Source organism: Jiangella mangrovi, from assembly GCF_014204975.1.
GTDB lineage: Bacteria > Actinomycetota > Actinomycetes > Jiangellales > Jiangellaceae > Jiangella > Jiangella mangrovi.
This window is the reverse complement of the sequence record NZ_JACHMM010000001.1, coordinates 4,359,014-4,374,829: the sequence shown is the minus strand read 5'-3', so window position 1 is coordinate 4,374,829 and position 15,816 is coordinate 4,359,014. Positions and strand designations below refer to the sequence as shown.

13 protein-coding genes, 2 pseudogenes and 1 riboswitch are annotated in these 15,816 nt (G+C 71.2%); all 15 genes and pseudogenes read left to right on the top strand.

What is annotated here, in order from left to right; genetic code table 11:
* The first annotated feature begins 26 nt into the window (after positions 1-26).
* The 15 genes and pseudogenes from gcvH to HD601_RS20280 all read left to right on the top strand — a co-directional run bounded on the left by gcvH (position 27) and on the right by HD601_RS20280 (position 15,815).
* Complete coding sequence (gene gcvH, locus HD601_RS20350; protein WP_184824930.1) at positions 27-413, top strand: glycine cleavage system protein GcvH; 387 nt, start codon at positions 27-29, stop codon at positions 411-413.
* 175 nt (positions 414-588) lie between these two features.
* Positions 589-1,125, top strand: coding sequence for a double zinc ribbon and FHA domain-containing protein (locus tag HD601_RS34040; protein WP_131984753.1), 537 nt, complete (start codon positions 589-591; stop codon positions 1,123-1,125).
* 71 nt (positions 1,126-1,196) lie between these two features.
* Positions 1,197-1,865: a transcriptional regulator FtsR gene (gene ftsR / locus HD601_RS20340; protein WP_184830083.1), complete on the top strand. Its 669-nt coding sequence runs from the start codon at positions 1,197-1,199 to the stop codon at positions 1,863-1,865.
* A 48-nt stretch (positions 1,866-1,913) separates the two neighbouring features.
* On the top strand, positions 1,914-2,390 hold the full coding sequence (locus HD601_RS20335; RefSeq protein WP_184824929.1) for a bifunctional nuclease domain-containing protein: 477 nt from the start codon (positions 1,914-1,916) through the stop codon (positions 2,388-2,390).
* Positions 2,391-2,547: 157 nt separating this feature from the next.
* Positions 2,548-3,159 (top strand): MerR family transcriptional regulator, encoded by a 612-nt coding sequence (locus tag HD601_RS20330; protein ID WP_425503419.1) that lies wholly within the window; start codon positions 2,548-2,550, stop codon positions 3,157-3,159.
* Positions 3,160-3,243: 84 nt separating this feature from the next.
* A pseudogene (locus tag HD601_RS35890) lies at positions 3,244-4,025 on the top strand (glutathione S-transferase C-terminal domain-containing protein); the annotation flags it as partial.
* A gap of 340 nt (positions 4,026-4,365) precedes the next feature.
* A pseudogene (locus HD601_RS36275) lies at positions 4,366-4,632 on the top strand (helix-turn-helix domain-containing protein); the annotation flags it as partial.
* 313 nt (positions 4,633-4,945) lie between these two features.
* Positions 4,946-5,038, top strand: a riboswitch (glycine riboswitch).
* A 74-nt stretch (positions 5,039-5,112) separates the two neighbouring features.
* Positions 5,113-7,983, top strand: coding sequence for an aminomethyl-transferring glycine dehydrogenase (gcvP, locus tag HD601_RS20315; RefSeq protein WP_184824927.1), 2,871 nt, complete (start codon positions 5,113-5,115; stop codon positions 7,981-7,983).
* A gap of 121 nt (positions 7,984-8,104) precedes the next feature.
* A complete protein-coding gene (locus tag HD601_RS20310) occupies positions 8,105-8,791 on the top strand; it encodes a DedA family protein (RefSeq protein ID WP_184824925.1) in 687 nt (228 codons plus the stop codon).
* A 443-nt stretch (positions 8,792-9,234) separates the two neighbouring features.
* Positions 9,235-10,263: an ABC transporter substrate-binding protein gene (locus HD601_RS20305; RefSeq protein ID WP_184824923.1), complete on the top strand. Its 1,029-nt coding sequence runs from the start codon at positions 9,235-9,237 to the stop codon at positions 10,261-10,263.
* 82 nt (positions 10,264-10,345) lie between these two features.
* Positions 10,346-11,182, top strand: coding sequence for an ABC transporter permease (locus tag HD601_RS20300; RefSeq protein ID WP_184824921.1), 837 nt, complete (start codon positions 10,346-10,348; stop codon positions 11,180-11,182).
* Positions 11,179-11,970, top strand: a complete 792-nt coding sequence (locus HD601_RS20295; RefSeq protein WP_184824919.1) for an ABC transporter ATP-binding protein — start codon at positions 11,179-11,181, stop codon at positions 11,968-11,970. The genes HD601_RS20300 and HD601_RS20295 overlap by 4 nt, the downstream gene beginning before the upstream one ends.
* On the top strand, positions 11,967-12,827 hold the full coding sequence (locus HD601_RS34030) for an ABC transporter permease subunit (protein WP_184824917.1): 861 nt from the start codon (positions 11,967-11,969) through the stop codon (positions 12,825-12,827). The genes HD601_RS20295 and HD601_RS34030 overlap by 4 nt, the downstream gene beginning before the upstream one ends.
* Before the next feature lie 13 nt (positions 12,828-12,840).
* The gene (locus HD601_RS20285; RefSeq protein WP_184824915.1) at positions 12,841-13,680 is read left to right on the top strand and encodes a citryl-CoA lyase; all 840 of its coding nucleotides are present in this window, start codon (positions 12,841-12,843) and stop codon (positions 13,678-13,680) included.
* Positions 13,665-15,815: a hydantoinase/oxoprolinase family protein gene (locus HD601_RS20280; protein WP_184824913.1), complete on the top strand. Its 2,151-nt coding sequence runs from the start codon at positions 13,665-13,667 to the stop codon at positions 15,813-15,815. The genes HD601_RS20285 and HD601_RS20280 overlap by 16 nt, the downstream gene beginning before the upstream one ends.
* The last annotated feature ends 1 nt before the right edge of the window (position 15,816 follow it).

Genomic DNA, 15,816 nt, shown 5'->3' with positions numbered 1-15,816 from the left:
TCCGTGCCGCTGAGGAGGCAGATCCGTTGTATCCCGACGACCTGAGGTACACCGCGGAGCACGAGTGGATCCGCAGCCCCGGCGAGGCCGACGGCAGCGTCCGCGTCGGCATCACGCACTTCGCCCAGGAGCAGCTCGGCGACATCGTCTACGTGCAGCTCCCGGCCGTCGGCGACGAGGTCACGGCCGGCGGCGTCTGCGGTGAGCTCGAGTCCACCAAGAGCGTCAGCGAGCTGTTCGCGCCGGTCACGGGCACCGTCGTCGCCCGCAACGAGGAGCTCGACGCCGCGCCCGAGCAGGTGAACGCCGACCCGTACGGCGCCGGCTGGATGGTCGAGATCGTCCCGGCCGACCCGGGCGCCGTCGACCAGCTCCTCACCGCCGCCGACTACCGCTCGCAAGTCGAGGGGTAGGTGCGGCCGGGTCCGCCCCCGCAGATAGGGTCGAATCCTCGGTTGACCCCTGGCGGGAGCCGGATCTAGGTTGCCAACATCCGTAAACCCTCAGGCGCTGGTCGAGAGTCAGTGAGACACTCGTAGCGCCGACGAGTCGAAGTCGTGGGGAGACCCGCGGCGGGAGGCCAAGCCGATGCCGTTCTGCACCCAGTGCGGGCACCAAAACCCGTCCGACGCGAAGTTCTGCTCCAATTGCGGAACCCCGCTGGTCCGGCCCATGCAGCCGGCCGAGACGGGGGGTGACGCCACGAGCACCATGGCGATGGTGCGCGAGGAGACCGCACAGGTCGAGCGGGACGACACCGGTGACCTCGCGGCGGCCGACCAGGCCGCCGTCGACGCCCTGCCCGAGGGCAGCGCCCTGCTCGTGGTGCTGCGCGGCCCCAACGCCGGCAGCCGCTTCTTGCTCGACACCGACGTCGTCAGCGCCGGCCGGCACCCCGACTCCGACATCTTCCTCGACGACGTCACCGTCTCGCGGCGGCACGCGGAGTTCCGGCGCATGCCCGGCGGCTTCGTGGTGTCCGACGTCGGCAGCCTCAACGGCACCTACGTCAACCGCGACCGCATCGACGAGGTGGCGCTCAGCAACGGCGACGAGGTCCAGATCGGCAAGTACCGCCTGGTCTACTACTCCAGCCAGCACGGGTTCGGAGGCGGGCCGAGGTGAGTCCCGCCGAGGGGAACTCGGCGCGTGCCTCCGGGCCGGCGCGGCGCGACGCCGCGCCGGCCGGCCAGACCATGAGCATCGGCGAGGTGCTGGCCCAGCTGCGGCCCGACTTCGCCGAGGTGAGCATCTCGAAGATCCGCTTCCTCGAGACCGAAGGCCTGGTGGAGCCGCAGCGCTCGCCGTCGGGCTACCGCCGCTTCACCCCTGACGACGTCGCCCGGCTGCGCTACGTGCTCACCGTCCAGCGCGACCACTACCTCCCGCTGCGGGTCATCAAGGAGCAGCTGGCGCAACTCGACCGCGGCATGGAGCTGGTCACCGACGGCGGCAGCACGGTCACGCCGTACACGGCCGCGGCCGGCGCCAACGACGAGGTGCTGCTGCCGCGGGCGTCGCTGCTCGAGGCGGCGGGCATCAGCGACGACCTGCTGGCCGAGCTCGAGTCCTACGGGCTGGTGACGGCGCGCCGCGGGGGCGCGTACGACGCCGACGCCCTGCTGGTCGCCCGCACGGTCGGCGAGCTGGCGCAGTACGGCCTGCAGCCACGGCATCTGCGCGCCGTCCGCACCGCCGCCGAGCGCCAGGTCGGGCTGGTCGAACAGGTCGTCGCGCCGATGTTCCGCCAGCGCGGGGCCGACTCCCGCGGCCGGGCCGAGGAGGCCGCCACCGACGCCGCCCGGCTGACCGTCCGGTTGCACGCCGCGCTGGTCGACGCCGGGATCCGCCGGCTGTCTCGCTGAACAGTTCTCCGGCTGAGCCGGGCGGGGAGCGGGGGTAGTGTTGAAGGCGTGCGCGAGCTAGACGTCGTGGGCGTCCGAGTGGAGATGCCCTCCAACCAGCCCATCGTCCTTCTGCGTGAGGTGGGCGGTGACCGGTTCCTGCCGATCTGGATCGGCGCGGTGGAGGCCACGGCCATCGCGTTCGCCCAGCAGGGTGTCGTGCCACCGCGGCCCATGACTCACGATCTGTTCAAAGACGTGCTCGATGCCGCCGGCATCACGCTCGAGCAGGTCCGCATCACCGAGGTGCGCGACAACACGTACTACGCCGAGCTGGTGCTCTCCGGCGGGCTCGAGGTCAGCTCGCGGCCGTCGGACTCCATCGCGCTGGCGCTGCGCACCGGGTCGCCCATCTACGCGTCCGAGCCGCTGCTCGACGAGGCCGGCGTGCTCATGTCCGACCCCGACTCCGAGGAGCAGGAGGACGAGGTGGCCCGGTTCCGGCAGTTCCTCGACGAGGTGACTCCGGAGGATTTCAGCGGCTAGGAGTGCGTGTGACTCGTGTGACTGGTGTGATTCCTGTCTAGAGCTGAAGTGAAGCTTGAGACTTGCCGCGTGTTGCATTGACCGGCGCTGGGCCCGGGCCTAACGTCACTGGTGTAAGACGACGTCGCAATCGGTTTGGGACCACGAAGGGGTCGGCGTGAGCGCAGACAGCACATCCGGTACCGGCACGGCGGACGACGCCGGCCGGACCGCCGCGGCCGGCCGCGCCGCCACGCGTCAGGGCCTGTTGTTCGAGGGCATGGTCGGGCCGGTCCCCGAGGACGTCGGCTACCGCGGGCCCACCGCCTGCAGCGCCGCCGGCATCACGTACCGCCAGCTCGACTACTGGGCCCGCACCGGCCTCGTCGAGCCGAGCATCCGCAGCGCCGCCGGGTCCGGCAGCCAGCGGCTCTACTCCTTCCGCGACATCCTGGTCCTCAAGATCGTCAAGCGGCTGCTCGACACCGGCGTCTCGCTGCAGCAGATCCGCACCGCCGTCACGCACCTGCGCGACCGCGGCGTCGAGGACCTCGCCGGCATCACGCTCATGAGCGACGGTGCCAGCGTCTACGAGTGCACCTCCGCCGACGAGGTGGTCGACCTCGTCCAGGGTGGCCAGGGCGTCTTCGGCATCGCTGTCGGGCGGGTGTGGCGCGAGATCGAGGCCACCCTCGTCGAGCTGCCGGCCGAGAAGCCGGGCGAGCCTCCGGCCGAGCACCCCGGCGACCAGCTGGCCGCCCGCCGTCGCGCCCGCGCGGCAGGGGCCTAGCCACTCGCTCGCCCACGTCCCGAACGCCCGCTCCGCCCCCGGAGCGGGCGTTTCGCGTTCCCGAGCGGCGTCGTCGGGTACGTCCTCGAGGGTGCCCTCTCGATAGGCATCGCCGACCCGATCCAGGACGAGCGCAGCTGGCGGTTCACGCTGGACCCGGACGGCCGCGACCCTGTCCTCGGCATCGGCTACCTCGCCGAGGCCTACGCCGCCGCCGACCCCTCCTACGACGGCGGCGTGTCCGTCCCCGCGATCGTCGACGTGCCGTCGGGGCGGCTGGTCACCAACGACTATCCGCGGATCACGCTGGACCTCAGCACCGAGTGGCGTGAATACCACCGGCCGGGTGCGCCGGACCTGTACCCGCTGGAGTGGCGCGACGAGATCGACGAGATCAACGAGCTGGTCTTCATGGACGTCAACGACGGCGTCTACAAGGCCGGGTTCGCGTCGTCGCAGGAGGCGTACGAGCGAGCCCACGACGCGCTGTTCGCCCGGTTGGACTGGCTCTCCGAGCGGCTGGCGAACCGGCGCTACCTGGTCGGCGACCACCTCACCGAGGCCGACGTGCGGCTGTTCACGACGCTGGCCCGCTTCGACCCCGTCTACCACGGCCACTTCAAGTGCAACCGGCACAAGCTGGCCGAGCTGCCCGTGCTGTGGGCGTACGCGCGAGACCTCTACCAGACGCCCGGCTTCGCGGGGATGTGAACTTCGACCACATCAAGCGCCACTACTACCAGGTGCTCGACCAGCTGAACCCGTCGCGCATCGTCCCGGCCGGCCCGGACCTCTCGGGCTGGCAGGAACCGCATCACCGCGAGGTCCTCGGCGGCACCCCGTTCGGCGAGGACGGCACGCCCCCCGCCCGACGTGTCCGACCTCGGCTGAGCGGGGCGGCCCTGTCGCTGCGGACTTGCGGTCCCGTGGCTGGGCCGCCCGCCCAGGCCAGCCGCCTTCGGGGGAGTGTCCCGCCGTGCTGGAGGTCTGCGGTCGCTTGTGACAGCAGACCTCTAACGCGCGTTCGCGCTTTGCGGTCGCATCCGACCGCAGACCTCCAGCGACTCGAAGGGGGCCTCCCTGGGGCCGGGGCCGGCGCGACGGGTGCTGGGGCGGCCTGCCCACAGGGCGAAGGAATCTACCGGGTTGTCCCCATAACGGATCTTCGTGCCGTCGCGGCCGGATCCGACGTGGTCCGATGATCACATGAACGAGGACGATGAGGACTGGATACCGAAACCGCGAGTGCCGATACCCGCATGGGGTCACGAAGGCGCCTCGCCGCATTATCGCCTCGAGTTCAGCGCAGTCACGTGTGTCCTGCGCACGGCGCGGGCCTACGCGGGCCTGAGCCAACGGGAGCTCGCGGAGCGGTCGGGCGTATCGCTGTCGGCGATCGTCCGGGCAGAGACGGGGCGAACCGTCCCGTCGTGGCGCATGGTGGTCACGTGTCTCGAAGCCTGCCGGTTACGGCCGGTGCTGATCGACGATAGCGACGAACTGATCTTGGAGGCGCCGCTGGTGATCGGCCTGAACCGAGGCCGACGGCGCTATCCGGCGCATCTCCCCGTATGGCAGGTCAAGCAGGCCGAGGACTGGTGGGACGGCACGCTCAGCCGCCGCGTCCCGGTCGTCCCGCCCGAACTGATCCCGCCGTTCAGCTTCCGCCGCCGGCACCCGAACGATCAGGGCAAGGCGCGATGGGAGCGCGACGAGCGCCAGCCGGCTGGTCCGCGCGTCCGCGTCGCCTGCCCGGGGCCGGCGAGCTATGCTGACGGCGAGCTGTGGACCCGGGCCGGGAGAGTTCTCGCCACGCGCGAGGCGCCGAAGGGGCAACATCCCCGCCAACCTCTCAGGCAGCAAGGACCGGTCGGGCGAGGCCACTCTGAAGCCGTCATCGGCGGCGACAGAGGGGGAGCGAACTCGTCCACACGTGTCCGAGGAGCTCCGCCGATGTCCCTGTCCCAGCCGCTGTCGCAGGTCGCCTGCGACGCACCGTTCGTCTCCCGGCACATCGGGCCGCGCGACGAAGAGATCGCGAAGATGCTCGACGCCGTCGGGTACGAGTCCTTGGACGCGCTGGTCGAGGCCGCCGTCCCCGACGCCATCCGCAACCTCGGCGCGCTCGACCTGCCGCCCGCCGCCACCGAGACCGAGGCGCTGGACGAGCTGCGGGCGCTGTCGCGGCGCAACCAGCGGCACACCCAGATGATCGGCCTCGGCTACTACGACACCGTCACCCCGCCGGTCGTCGTGCGCCGCGTCCTCGAGAGCCCGGCCTGGTACACCGCCTACACGCCGTACCAGCCCGAGATCTCGCAGGGCCGGCTCGAGGCGCTGCTGAACTTCCAGACCGTGGTGTCCGACCTCGCCGGGCTGCCGACGGCGAACGCCAGCCTGCTCGACGAGGCGACCGCTGCCGCCGAGGCGATGACGCTCATGCGCCGATCCATCCGCGGCACCACCAGCAACACCGTCGTCGTCGACGCCGACTGCCTGCCGCAGACCATCGCCGTCATCCAGACCCGGGCCGAGCCGCTGGGCATCGACGTCGTGGTCGCCGACCTCGACGAGGGGCTGCCCGACGGCGACCTCTTCGGCGTCGTCGTGCAGTACCCGGGCGCGTCCGGGCGCATCCGCGACCTCGCCCCGGTCGTCGAGGCCGCGCACGAGCGGGGCGCGCTGGTCACCGTCGCCGCAGACCTGTTGGCTCTGACGCTGATCACGCCGCCCGGCGAGGCCGGCGCCGACGTCGTCGTGGGGTCCTCGCAGCGGTTCGGGGTGCCGCTCGGGTACGGCGGCCCGCACGCCGGGTACATGGCCGTCCGGGCCGGGCTCGAGCGCGGGCTGCCCGGCCGGCTGGTCGGCGTCTCGAAGGACGCCCACGGCGCGCAGGCCTTCCGGCTCGCGCTGCAGACCCGCGAGCAGCACATCCGCCGCGAGAAGGCGACGTCGAACATCTGCACCGCGCAGGTGCTGCTCGCCGTCGTCGCCTCCATGTACGCCGTCTGGCACGGGCCCGAGGGGCTGCGCGAGATCGCGACCCGCGTGCACCGACACGCGACGGCGCTCGCGGCGGCGCTGCGGGCCGGCGGCGTCCAGGTCGTCCACGACGCGTTCTTCGACACCGTGCTGGCCCGGGTGCCGGGCCGCGCGTACGCCGTCGTCGCCGACGCCGCCGAGCTGGGCGTCAACCTCGGCCCGGCCGGGGTCGACGACGTCCGCATCGCCTGCGACGAGGTCACGACGGCGGCCGACGTCGCCCGGGTGCTGCGCGCCTTCGGGGTGAACCCCGACACCGTCCCGAGCGGGACCGCAGCTGACGCCGTCCCCGAAGGTCTGCGCCGGCACAGCCCGTACCTCACCCACCCGGTCTTCAACACCCACCGCTCCGAGACGTCAATGCTGCGCTACCTGCGCAAGCTCGCCGACAAGGACTATGCGCTGGACCGCGGCATGATCCCGCTCGGCTCGTGCACCATGAAGCTCAACGCGGCCACCGAGATGGAGCCGATCACCTGGCCCGGGTTCGCCGGCATCCACCCGTTCGTGCCGGTCGAGCAGGCCGACGGCTACGTCGCCATGATCCGCCAGCTCGAGGGGTGGCTGGCGACGGTGACGGGCTACGACGCGGTCTCGATCCAGCCGAACGCGGGGTCGCAGGGCGAGTTGGCCGGGCTGCTGGCGATCCGGGCGTTCCACCGCTCCAACGGCGACGAGCAGCGCGACGTCTGCCTCATCCCGTCCAGCGCGCACGGCACCAACGCGGCGTCGGCGGTCATGGCAGGCATGCGGGTCGTGGTGGTCGCGGCGGCCGGCGACGGCACCGTCGACCTCGCCGACCTGCAGGCGAAGATCGACGAGCACGCCGACCGGCTGGCCGCGATCATGGTGACCTACCCGTCGACGCACGGCGTCTACGAAGAGGGGATCACCGAGATCGCCCGCCTGGTGCACGCCGCCGGCGGCCAGGTGTACGTCGACGGCGCCAACCTCAACGCGCTGGTCGGGCTGGCCAAGCCGGGGGAGTTCGGCGCCGACGTCAGCCACCTCAACCTGCACAAGACGTTCTGCATCCCGCACGGCGGCGGCGGTCCCGGCGTCGGCCCCATCGGCGTGCGCGCACACCTGACGCCGTTCCTGCCGAACCACCCGCTGCTGCCCGAGGCCGGCCCGGCGACCGGCGTCGGGCCCATCGCGGCGGCGCCGTTCGGGTCCGCGTCGATCCTGCCCATCCCGTGGGCGTACGTCCGCATGATGGGCCCGGCCGGGCTGAAGCTGGCCACGCAGACGGCCGTGCTGAACGCCAACTACATGGCCGTGCGGCTGCGCGACCACTTCCCCGTGCTCTACACCGGCCGCGGCGGGCTGGTGGCGCACGAGTGCATCGTCGACCTGCGCCCGCTGACCAAGGCGACCGGCATCACCGTCGACGACGTCGCCAAGCGGCTCATCGACTACGGCTTCCACGCGCCGACCATGTCGTTCCCGGTCGCCGGCACGCTCATGATCGAGCCGACGGAGTCCGAGGACAAGACCGAGCTGGACCGGTTCTGCGACGCCATGATCGCGATCCGGGCCGAGGCCGACCGCGTCGCCGCCGGTGACTGGCCCGCCGACGACAACCCGCTGGTCAACGCCCCGCACACGGCCGCCTCCGTGGTCGCCGAGTGGACGCACCCGTACGACCGCGAGGCCGCGGTGTACCCGTCGCCGTCGAGCCGCGAGGACAAGTACTGGCCGCCGGTGGCACGCATCGACGGCGCCTACGGCGACCGCCACCTGGTCTGCTCGTGCCCGTCGCCCGAGGCGTTCCAGGACTGACCCTGACCCGCACCCCCGACGAAAGTCGGGGGTGCGACTCCGCCTGAGGTCGCATGTACGGGCCTCATCGGCCGCGTAGGGTCGGAGGTGACCACTCGGCGAACGGCGAACACGGGGGACCATGAACGACGCGATCATCGAGGCTGCCCGCGACGTCATGGGGTCGCCCTGGGTCTACGTGGTGCTCTTCGCCATCTCCGCCATCGACGGGTTCTTCCCGGCGGTGCCGAGCGAGTCCCTGGTCATCACCGCCGGCGTGTTCGCCGCCGCCGACGGCGTGCCCAACCTGCTGTTCGTCATCCTGGCAGCGTCGGCCGGCGCGTTCGTCGGCGACCACATCTCGTACTTCATCGGCCGCACCGCGGGCACGCGGGTCAGGCATCGCATCGAGGGCGGCAAGAAGTCCGGGGCGATGTTCGCCTGGGCCGGGCGCATGCTCGAGGAACGCGGCGGCGTCATCATCGTCGTGGCGCGCTACATTCCCGGCGGGCGGACGGCGGTCACGCTCACCGCCGGCACGGTCGAGTACCCGCTGCGCAAGTTCTCCTTCTTCGATGCCATCGCGGCGCTGTCGTGGGGCACCTACTCGGGCCTCATCGGCTACGTCGGCGGGCACGCGTTCGAGGACAACCCGCTGCTCGGCCTGGGCGTTGGCCTCGGCATCGCGCTGGCCATCACCGGTCTCGTCGAGCTGATCCGCCACCGCATCGGCGCCCGCAACAAGCGCCGCGCCGCCGAGCAGGGCGCCGCCACGGAGCCGTCGGACCAGGAGGGCTCACCCGGCGAGAAGCCGCAGGAGCTCGTCTGACCGTCACGGCGCGGGTCATCCGATCCGCCCGTTCTGGATCTTTTCCACGATTTTTCCTGCCGCCCTTGACCGGCCTCAGGCGTCCCTGTACGGTCTGGATACCTTATCAAGTAGGCAACATCCACGCCGAGGATCGTTCCTCGCGGACCGAGTGGAGAGCCGTCCTCTTCGGAGGGGATGAGCTCTCGAAAGCATGAGCTCCGCCCGTCAAGTGGTCTGCCCGATGGGTTTCGCCTCGTGCTCGTCAGCTCCGCCTGCCCTGCCACGATCTCGCTTTCTTTCGGTTCACCGGATTCGACGACCGAATTTCCGCTCGACGCACTGCACACCGGGTTTCGCGCACGTCCACGGCCCATCGCCGCGGCGACGGGTCATATTCCCCTTTTGCTTTCGCGCTGACTGGAGAAACGCCGATGAGCATTACCCGAGGTTCCACCTCAGTCTTGGGACTCGTCATCGCGCTCGGCCTCGGACTCACCGCCTGCGGCGGCGACGACGGAGGTGACGAGACGACCGACGCCGGCGACGGCGGCAACGCGGGCGACGCCGGCACGGCCTCGCCCGAGGACGCGCCGCCGTTCACCGTCGCGATGCCCGGCGTCCCCGGCGTCTCCATGGTCCCGCTGCTCTCGGCCATCGACGTGCTGCGCGAGCAGGGCTACGAGATCGAGACGCCGTGGATCGCCGAGTCCGAGCTCACCGTCGAGGGCACTGCCTCCGGTGACTTCGAGTTCTCCAGCGGGACGTCGCAGTCGACGATGCTCGCCATCGAGCAGGGCGCGCCGCTGAAGTGGATCGCCGACCGCGTCGCCAACGAGTGGACCGTCTACGGCGTCGACGACATCGCCGACTGCGCGGGCCTCGACGGGCGCCGGCTCGCCATCCACAGCGAGGGCGCCATCAGCACGGCCATGGTGCACCTGTGGATGGACACGGACTGCCCGGGCACGAAGGCCGAGGAGGTCGTGATCGCCGGGTCGCCGAACCGCCTGCAGGCGCTGGTGGGCGGGCAGATCGACGCGAGCCCGCTCGAGCTGGCCGACGCGATCCAGCTCGAGGAGACGCGCGACGGCTTCAACCGGCTGACCAGCTTCTCCGAGGACATCCCGGAGCTGAAGACCACCACGTACTACGGCAACGAGCAGTTCATGAGCGAGAACCCGCAGATCGTGCACGACCTGCTCAAGGCCATCGTCGAGGAGAACCGCAAGATCGCCGAGGACCCTGCGTACCTGGCCGAGCTCATCCCGAAGTACGTCGAGGACTTCGACACCTCCGTCCTCGAGATCGTGTCCGAGGAGTACGCCGGGCTCGGGATGTTCAGCGTCAACGCGGAGCTGTCGCCGGACGAGGTGCAGTTCACCATCGACACCTTCGCCGAGGGCGGGATCACCGGCGACGGCCTCACCGTCGAGCAGATCGTCGACCCGAGCTACCTCGAGGCGGTGCTCGAGGAGATCGGCAGGGTGTGACCCGGCACCGACCCGGCACTGACCCCGCACTGACCCGGCCCCGTCGGACCACGAGGTGGAGCGGCCCATGGATCAGAGGACGATGACCGGCCGACCGGCCCCGGAGACGCCCGGAGCCGGCCCGGCAGGCCGGCGGGAACGGCGAGCGCTCTGGGACCGGCCCTGGTTCCTGCGCAGCGTGACGCTGTTCGTGTTCGTCGCCGGGTGGCAGGTGTTCGCCATGATCAACGGCGGGCTGATGTTCCCCACGGCGTTCGGGACGATCCAGAGCCTCGGCGAGCTGCTGGTCGACCCGGAGCTGTGGTCGGCGCTGTGGGTGAGCAACCAGGCGCTGCTCATCGGCTTCCCGCTGGCGATCGTCACGGGGATCCCGCTCGGGCTGTACATGGGCCGGGCGCGGTCGGCGGAGAAGTTCGTCGACCCGTACATGAACATCCTGCTCGTCACGCCGATGGCGGCTTTGACGCCGTTGCTGCTGATGTCGGTGGGCATCGGACTGACGTCCCGGGTCATCTTCGTCTACATCTTCGCGCTGCCGATGATCGTGGTGCACGCGCGCACCGGAATTCGCCAGGTCGACATCTCGCTCGTGGAGATGTCGCGTTCTCTGCGGGCGTCGGAACTGCAGATCTGGCGGCGGATCTTCATTCCGTCGGCGCTACCGGCGATCATGACCGGAATTCGCATCGGGACCGGGCGTGCGGTCACCGGAATGATCCTCGCGGAACTCCTTCTCGTCTCGGTCGGAATCGGCGGGATGGTGCTCGAGTTCCGCGGCTTCTTCGCCTCGGAGAAGTTGTACGCCGCCGTGATCATCGTCGTGATCGAGTCACTGCTTCTCGTCGAGCTCGCCCGCTATGCCGAACGCCGGCTCGCGCCCTGGGCGGTCACCGGAAACGAAAGGGCAGGAAAAGAATGATCTCCATCACCAACCTGACGAAGATCTATCCCGCCCGGGGCGACGCCGAGCCGGTGCTCGCGATCGACGACCTCTCGCTGTCCGTGGCGGAGAACGAGTTCCTCACCGTTCTCGGCCCGTCGGGCTGCGGCAAGACCACGCTGCTCAAGATCCTCGCCGGGCTGGTGCCCTGGAACACCGGCGAGATCACCATCGACGGCGTCCCGGTGGACGGGCCGGGCGACGACCGCGCGATGGTCTTCCAGAGCTTCGCGCTGCTGCCGTGGGCCAGCGTGCTCGACAACGTCGCATTCGGGCTCATGCTGCGCAAGGTGCCCAGGGCCGAGCGGTACGAGCAGGCCCGGGCCATGATCCGGACCGTCGGGCTGGCGCGGTTCGAGAAGAGCCTCCCGCGCGAGCTCTCCGGCGGCATGCAGCAGCGCGTGGGCCTCGCCCGGGCGATGGTCATGCGCCCGAAGGTGCTGCTCATGGACGAGCCGTTCAGCGCGCTGGACGAGCAGACCCGCCGCTACATGCAGGAGGAGCTGCTCGGCATGTGGGAGGCGCACAAGACGACGGTCATCTTCATCACGCACAGCATGGAGGAGGCCGTCTTCCTCGGCGACCGCGTGGTGCTGCTCGAGCCCAGCCCGGGGCGGCTGCACAAGATCTACGACGTCCCGCTCGCCCGGCCGCGGCACGACGTCGAGGAGGATCCGGAGTTCGGCCGGATCACCAGCGAGCTGTGGCGGCAGATCCGGGCCATGTCGACGGTGGACGTCGGCGCCCCGGCCCCGGTGACGTCGTGAGCACCGAGGCCTCGGCGACGGCGGCGGCCCGGCGGCCGTCCGGCACCGGAACCGGCGCCGGAACCGGCGCCGCCACCGCGCCCCGCCGTCGCCGCCGGGTGGAGCTGCCGTGGAAGGAGGTCCTGTCGCTGGCCATCGGCGCGGCCCTCTGGGAGCTGATCGGCCGCAGCGCCGACGCGGCGTTCTTCCCGCCGCTGAGCGACGTGCTGGTGCGGCTGTGGGAGCTGATCCTCAGCGGCGACATCCTCACCAACCTGCTCGGCAGCCTCGGCAACTTCGCCCTGGCGTTCGCGTTCTGCATCGTGGTCGGCGTGCCGGTCGGCATGCTGATGGGGTTGTCGTACCGGCTGCGCGCGGCGCTGGACATCTACGTCAACGCGTTCCTGACGGCGCCGTCGCTGATCTTCGCGCCGATCTTCTTCGCCATCTTCGGGTTGTCGCGGTGGTCCATCGTCGCGGTCATCGTCATGTACTCGCTGTTCATCATCATCGTCAGTGCCGAGGGCGCGGTGCGCAGCGTGGACGCGTCGCTGAAGGAGATGGCCCGCTCGTTCAACGCCAACCGGGTGCAGACCTTCTTCAAGGTGCTGCTGCCGGCCTCGCTGCCGCTGATCTTCGCCGGGCTGCGGCTCGGCGCGGGCCGCGGCGTCAAGGGGATGATCAACGGCGAGATGTTCATCGCGGCGGTCGGGCTCGGCGCGCTGCTGATGTCGGCCGGCCGCGGCTTCGACGCCGCCACGGTGCTCGCGGTGCTGCTGGTCATCATCGTCGTCGCGCTGGTCATCGCCCGGCTCATCCAGGCGATCGACGCCCGCGCCACGGCCTGGCTGCCGTCCACCGACCGCAAACAGTCCTGACCGGGAGGTCCGGGTGACGAACGGAGAACCGGACGGCGTCACGAGGCTCGGGTACGCCTTCGGCGACCGCGTCCAGGTGCACGGCTACGACCTCACCGAGGAGCTGCTCGGCTCGGTGTCGTTCACCGACATGGTGGGCCTGCTGCTGACCGGGTCGTGGCCGACGGCGTCGCAGCGGCGGCTGCTCGACGCGCTGCTGGTGGTCCTCATCGAGCACGGCATGGTGGCGCCCGTCGCCGTCGCGCGGCTCACCTACAAGAACAGCCCCGAGTCGCTGCAGGGCGCGGTGGCGGCGTCGCTGCTCGGCGCCGGCAGCAAGCACCTGGGCTCGTCGGAGCTGTGCGCCCACGACCTCGTCGCCGCCCTGGACCACGGTGACACCGTCGCCGAGCAGGCCCGCTGGCTGGTGGCCGACGCGCTGGGCGGGTGCCGCTACGTCTACGGCGTCGGCCACAGCACCCACACCGAGGGCGATCCGCGGGCACGGCGGCTGTTCGAGATCGCCGAGGAGGAGGGCGTCGCCGGCCACCAGTGCGCGCTGCTGCGGGAGGTGCGCGACGAGCTGCAGCGCAGGACCGGGAAGGACCGGCCGGTCAACGTGACGGGGGCGATCGCGGCGATCTCGCTCGACCTCGGCCTGCCGTGGCAGATCACGAAGAGCTTCGCGCTGATCGGCCGCTGCCTCGGGTCGCTGGCGCACATCCGCGAGGAACTGGAGAACCCGCTCGGCCCGCGGCTGAAGCGGCTGCTGAAGGACGTGGCGACGTACGAGCCGCCGGCCCGGGTGGGCTCGCCGGCGCAGGAGGGCTCGCCGGCCGGACCGACGAAGGAGACGACGTGGACACAGGACTGACGGTCGGGATCGACATCGGCGGCACCTTCACCGACGTCGTCGCGCTGGGCGCCGACGGCACGCTGACCACGACCAAGGCCGCCACCACGCCCGGCGCGCTGGAGGAGGGCGTGCTCACCGGCGTGGCGGACCTCGCCGCCGCGCACGGCCAGAGCGTCGAGGAGTTCCTGGGCCGGGTGCGCTACGTCAAGCACGGCAGCACGGTGGCGACGAATGCGCTGCTCACCGGCCGTGGCGTGCGGGTGGGCCTGCTGACGACGGCGGGCTTCGAGGACACCCCGCTCATCATGCGCGCCGTCGGGCGCGTCGACGGCCTCTCCGACGAGCAGATCCGCCACGTCGCCTCCGTCACCAAGCCCGAGCCGCTGGTCGCGCGGCAGCGCATCCTCGGCGTGCACGAGCGGATCGACTCGCAGGGCAAGGTCGTCGTCCCGATGCGCGACGAGCAGGTGCTGGCAGCGGCGGAGCGCCTCGTGACCGCCGAGGGCGCGCAGGCGCTGGCGATCAGCTTCCTCAACTCGTGGGCGAACCCGGTGCACGAGCGCCGCGCCGCCGAGCTGATCCGCTCGTCCGGCGTCACCCGCGACGTCTACCTCAGCACCGGCCACGAGCTGAGCCAGCGGGCCGGCGAGTACGCCCGCACGAACTCCGCCGTCGCCAACAGCTCGGTCGGACCCGTCGTCAACACCTATCTGCGCCGGCTCAACGACCGGCTCCGCGCCGACGGGTTCACCGGCGCGTTCCTCATCATGCAGGGCAACGGCGGTCTCGCCGACTGGCAGAGCATCCGGCCCATCGACATGCTGCAGTCCGGGCCGGCCGGCGGCATGCGGGCCAGCCAGGTCTTCGCCGGCCGACTCGGCCACACCCAGGTGCTCACCGGCGACATGGGCGGCACCAGCTTCGACGTCGGGCTGGTGGTCAACGGCTCGTTCGGGTACGCCGACGAGCCGGTGTTCGACCGGTACCGCCTCGCGCTGCCGCTCGCCGACGTCAAGTCGATCGGCGCCGGCGGCGGGACCATCGCCCGCTACGACGACGGCGCCGGCCTGCGGGTGGGCCCTGACAGCGCGGGCTCGGACCCCGGGCCGGCCTGCTACGGGCGCGGCGGCGAGCTGCCCACCGTCACCGACACCAACGTCATCATCGGCGTCATCGACCCCGAGAACTTCCTCGGCGGGCGGCAGACGCTCGACCGCGACCGGGCGTTCGCGGCGCTGGAGGAGCACGTCGCGCGGCCGATGGGCCGCGACATCCAGGAGGCGGCGGCCGGGATCCTGCAGGTCACCGACAACCGGCTGGGCGACATCCTGCGCCGCGAGGTGGTGCAGAGCGGCTACCTGCCCGAGGACTTCGTCATCTACTCCTTCGGCGGCGCCGGGGGCGCCCACGCGGCCCAGTACGCCCGGATCCTCGGGGTGCACCGCGTGTACGTGTTCCGGCAGGCCTCGGTGTTCTCCGCGCTGGGCATCGCGATGGCCGACATCGTGTCCACGCGGGTGGCGTCGTGCAAGCTGCTGCTCACGCAGTCGCTGCAGCAGGTCGTCGGGCGCGTCGACGAGCTGCGCGAGGAACTGGTGCACACGGTGCGCGGCTCGCTGTCGGACCTGGGCGACACCGCCGCCGACGACCTCGACTTCGAGATGTTCCTCGGCATGCGCTTCCTGCGGCAGTCCTCGCACGTCGAGGTGGCCTACCCGGTCGAGCTGCTGGAGTCGCGCGACGTCGACGGCCTCGAGCGGGCGTTCCGGACGAAGTACACGGCGATGTACGGCGAGGGGACCGACGGCGCCCGCGAGGACATCGAGGTCTCGTCGATCCGGCTGGACGCCATCCACCGGGTGCCGAAACCGCTGATCGTGCCACCACCCGCGGCGGGCGGACCGGCCGAGCGCCGATCGCGCGTGGTGCACCTGGCCGGGGGACCGGCGCCGGTCGACGTCGCCGACCTCGACTCGCTCACCGGCGGCACCTGGCTGGCCGGCCCGGCCGTGATCGAGGCGACCGACACGACGGTGCTCGTGCCGGCGGACTCGCGGGCGTACGTGGACGACTTCAGGACCGTCGTGGTGCATGTGGGCACCTGCCCGGACTCTTGCGGCGCGGCGGCCGGCGACGAGACGGGGGCGAACTGAC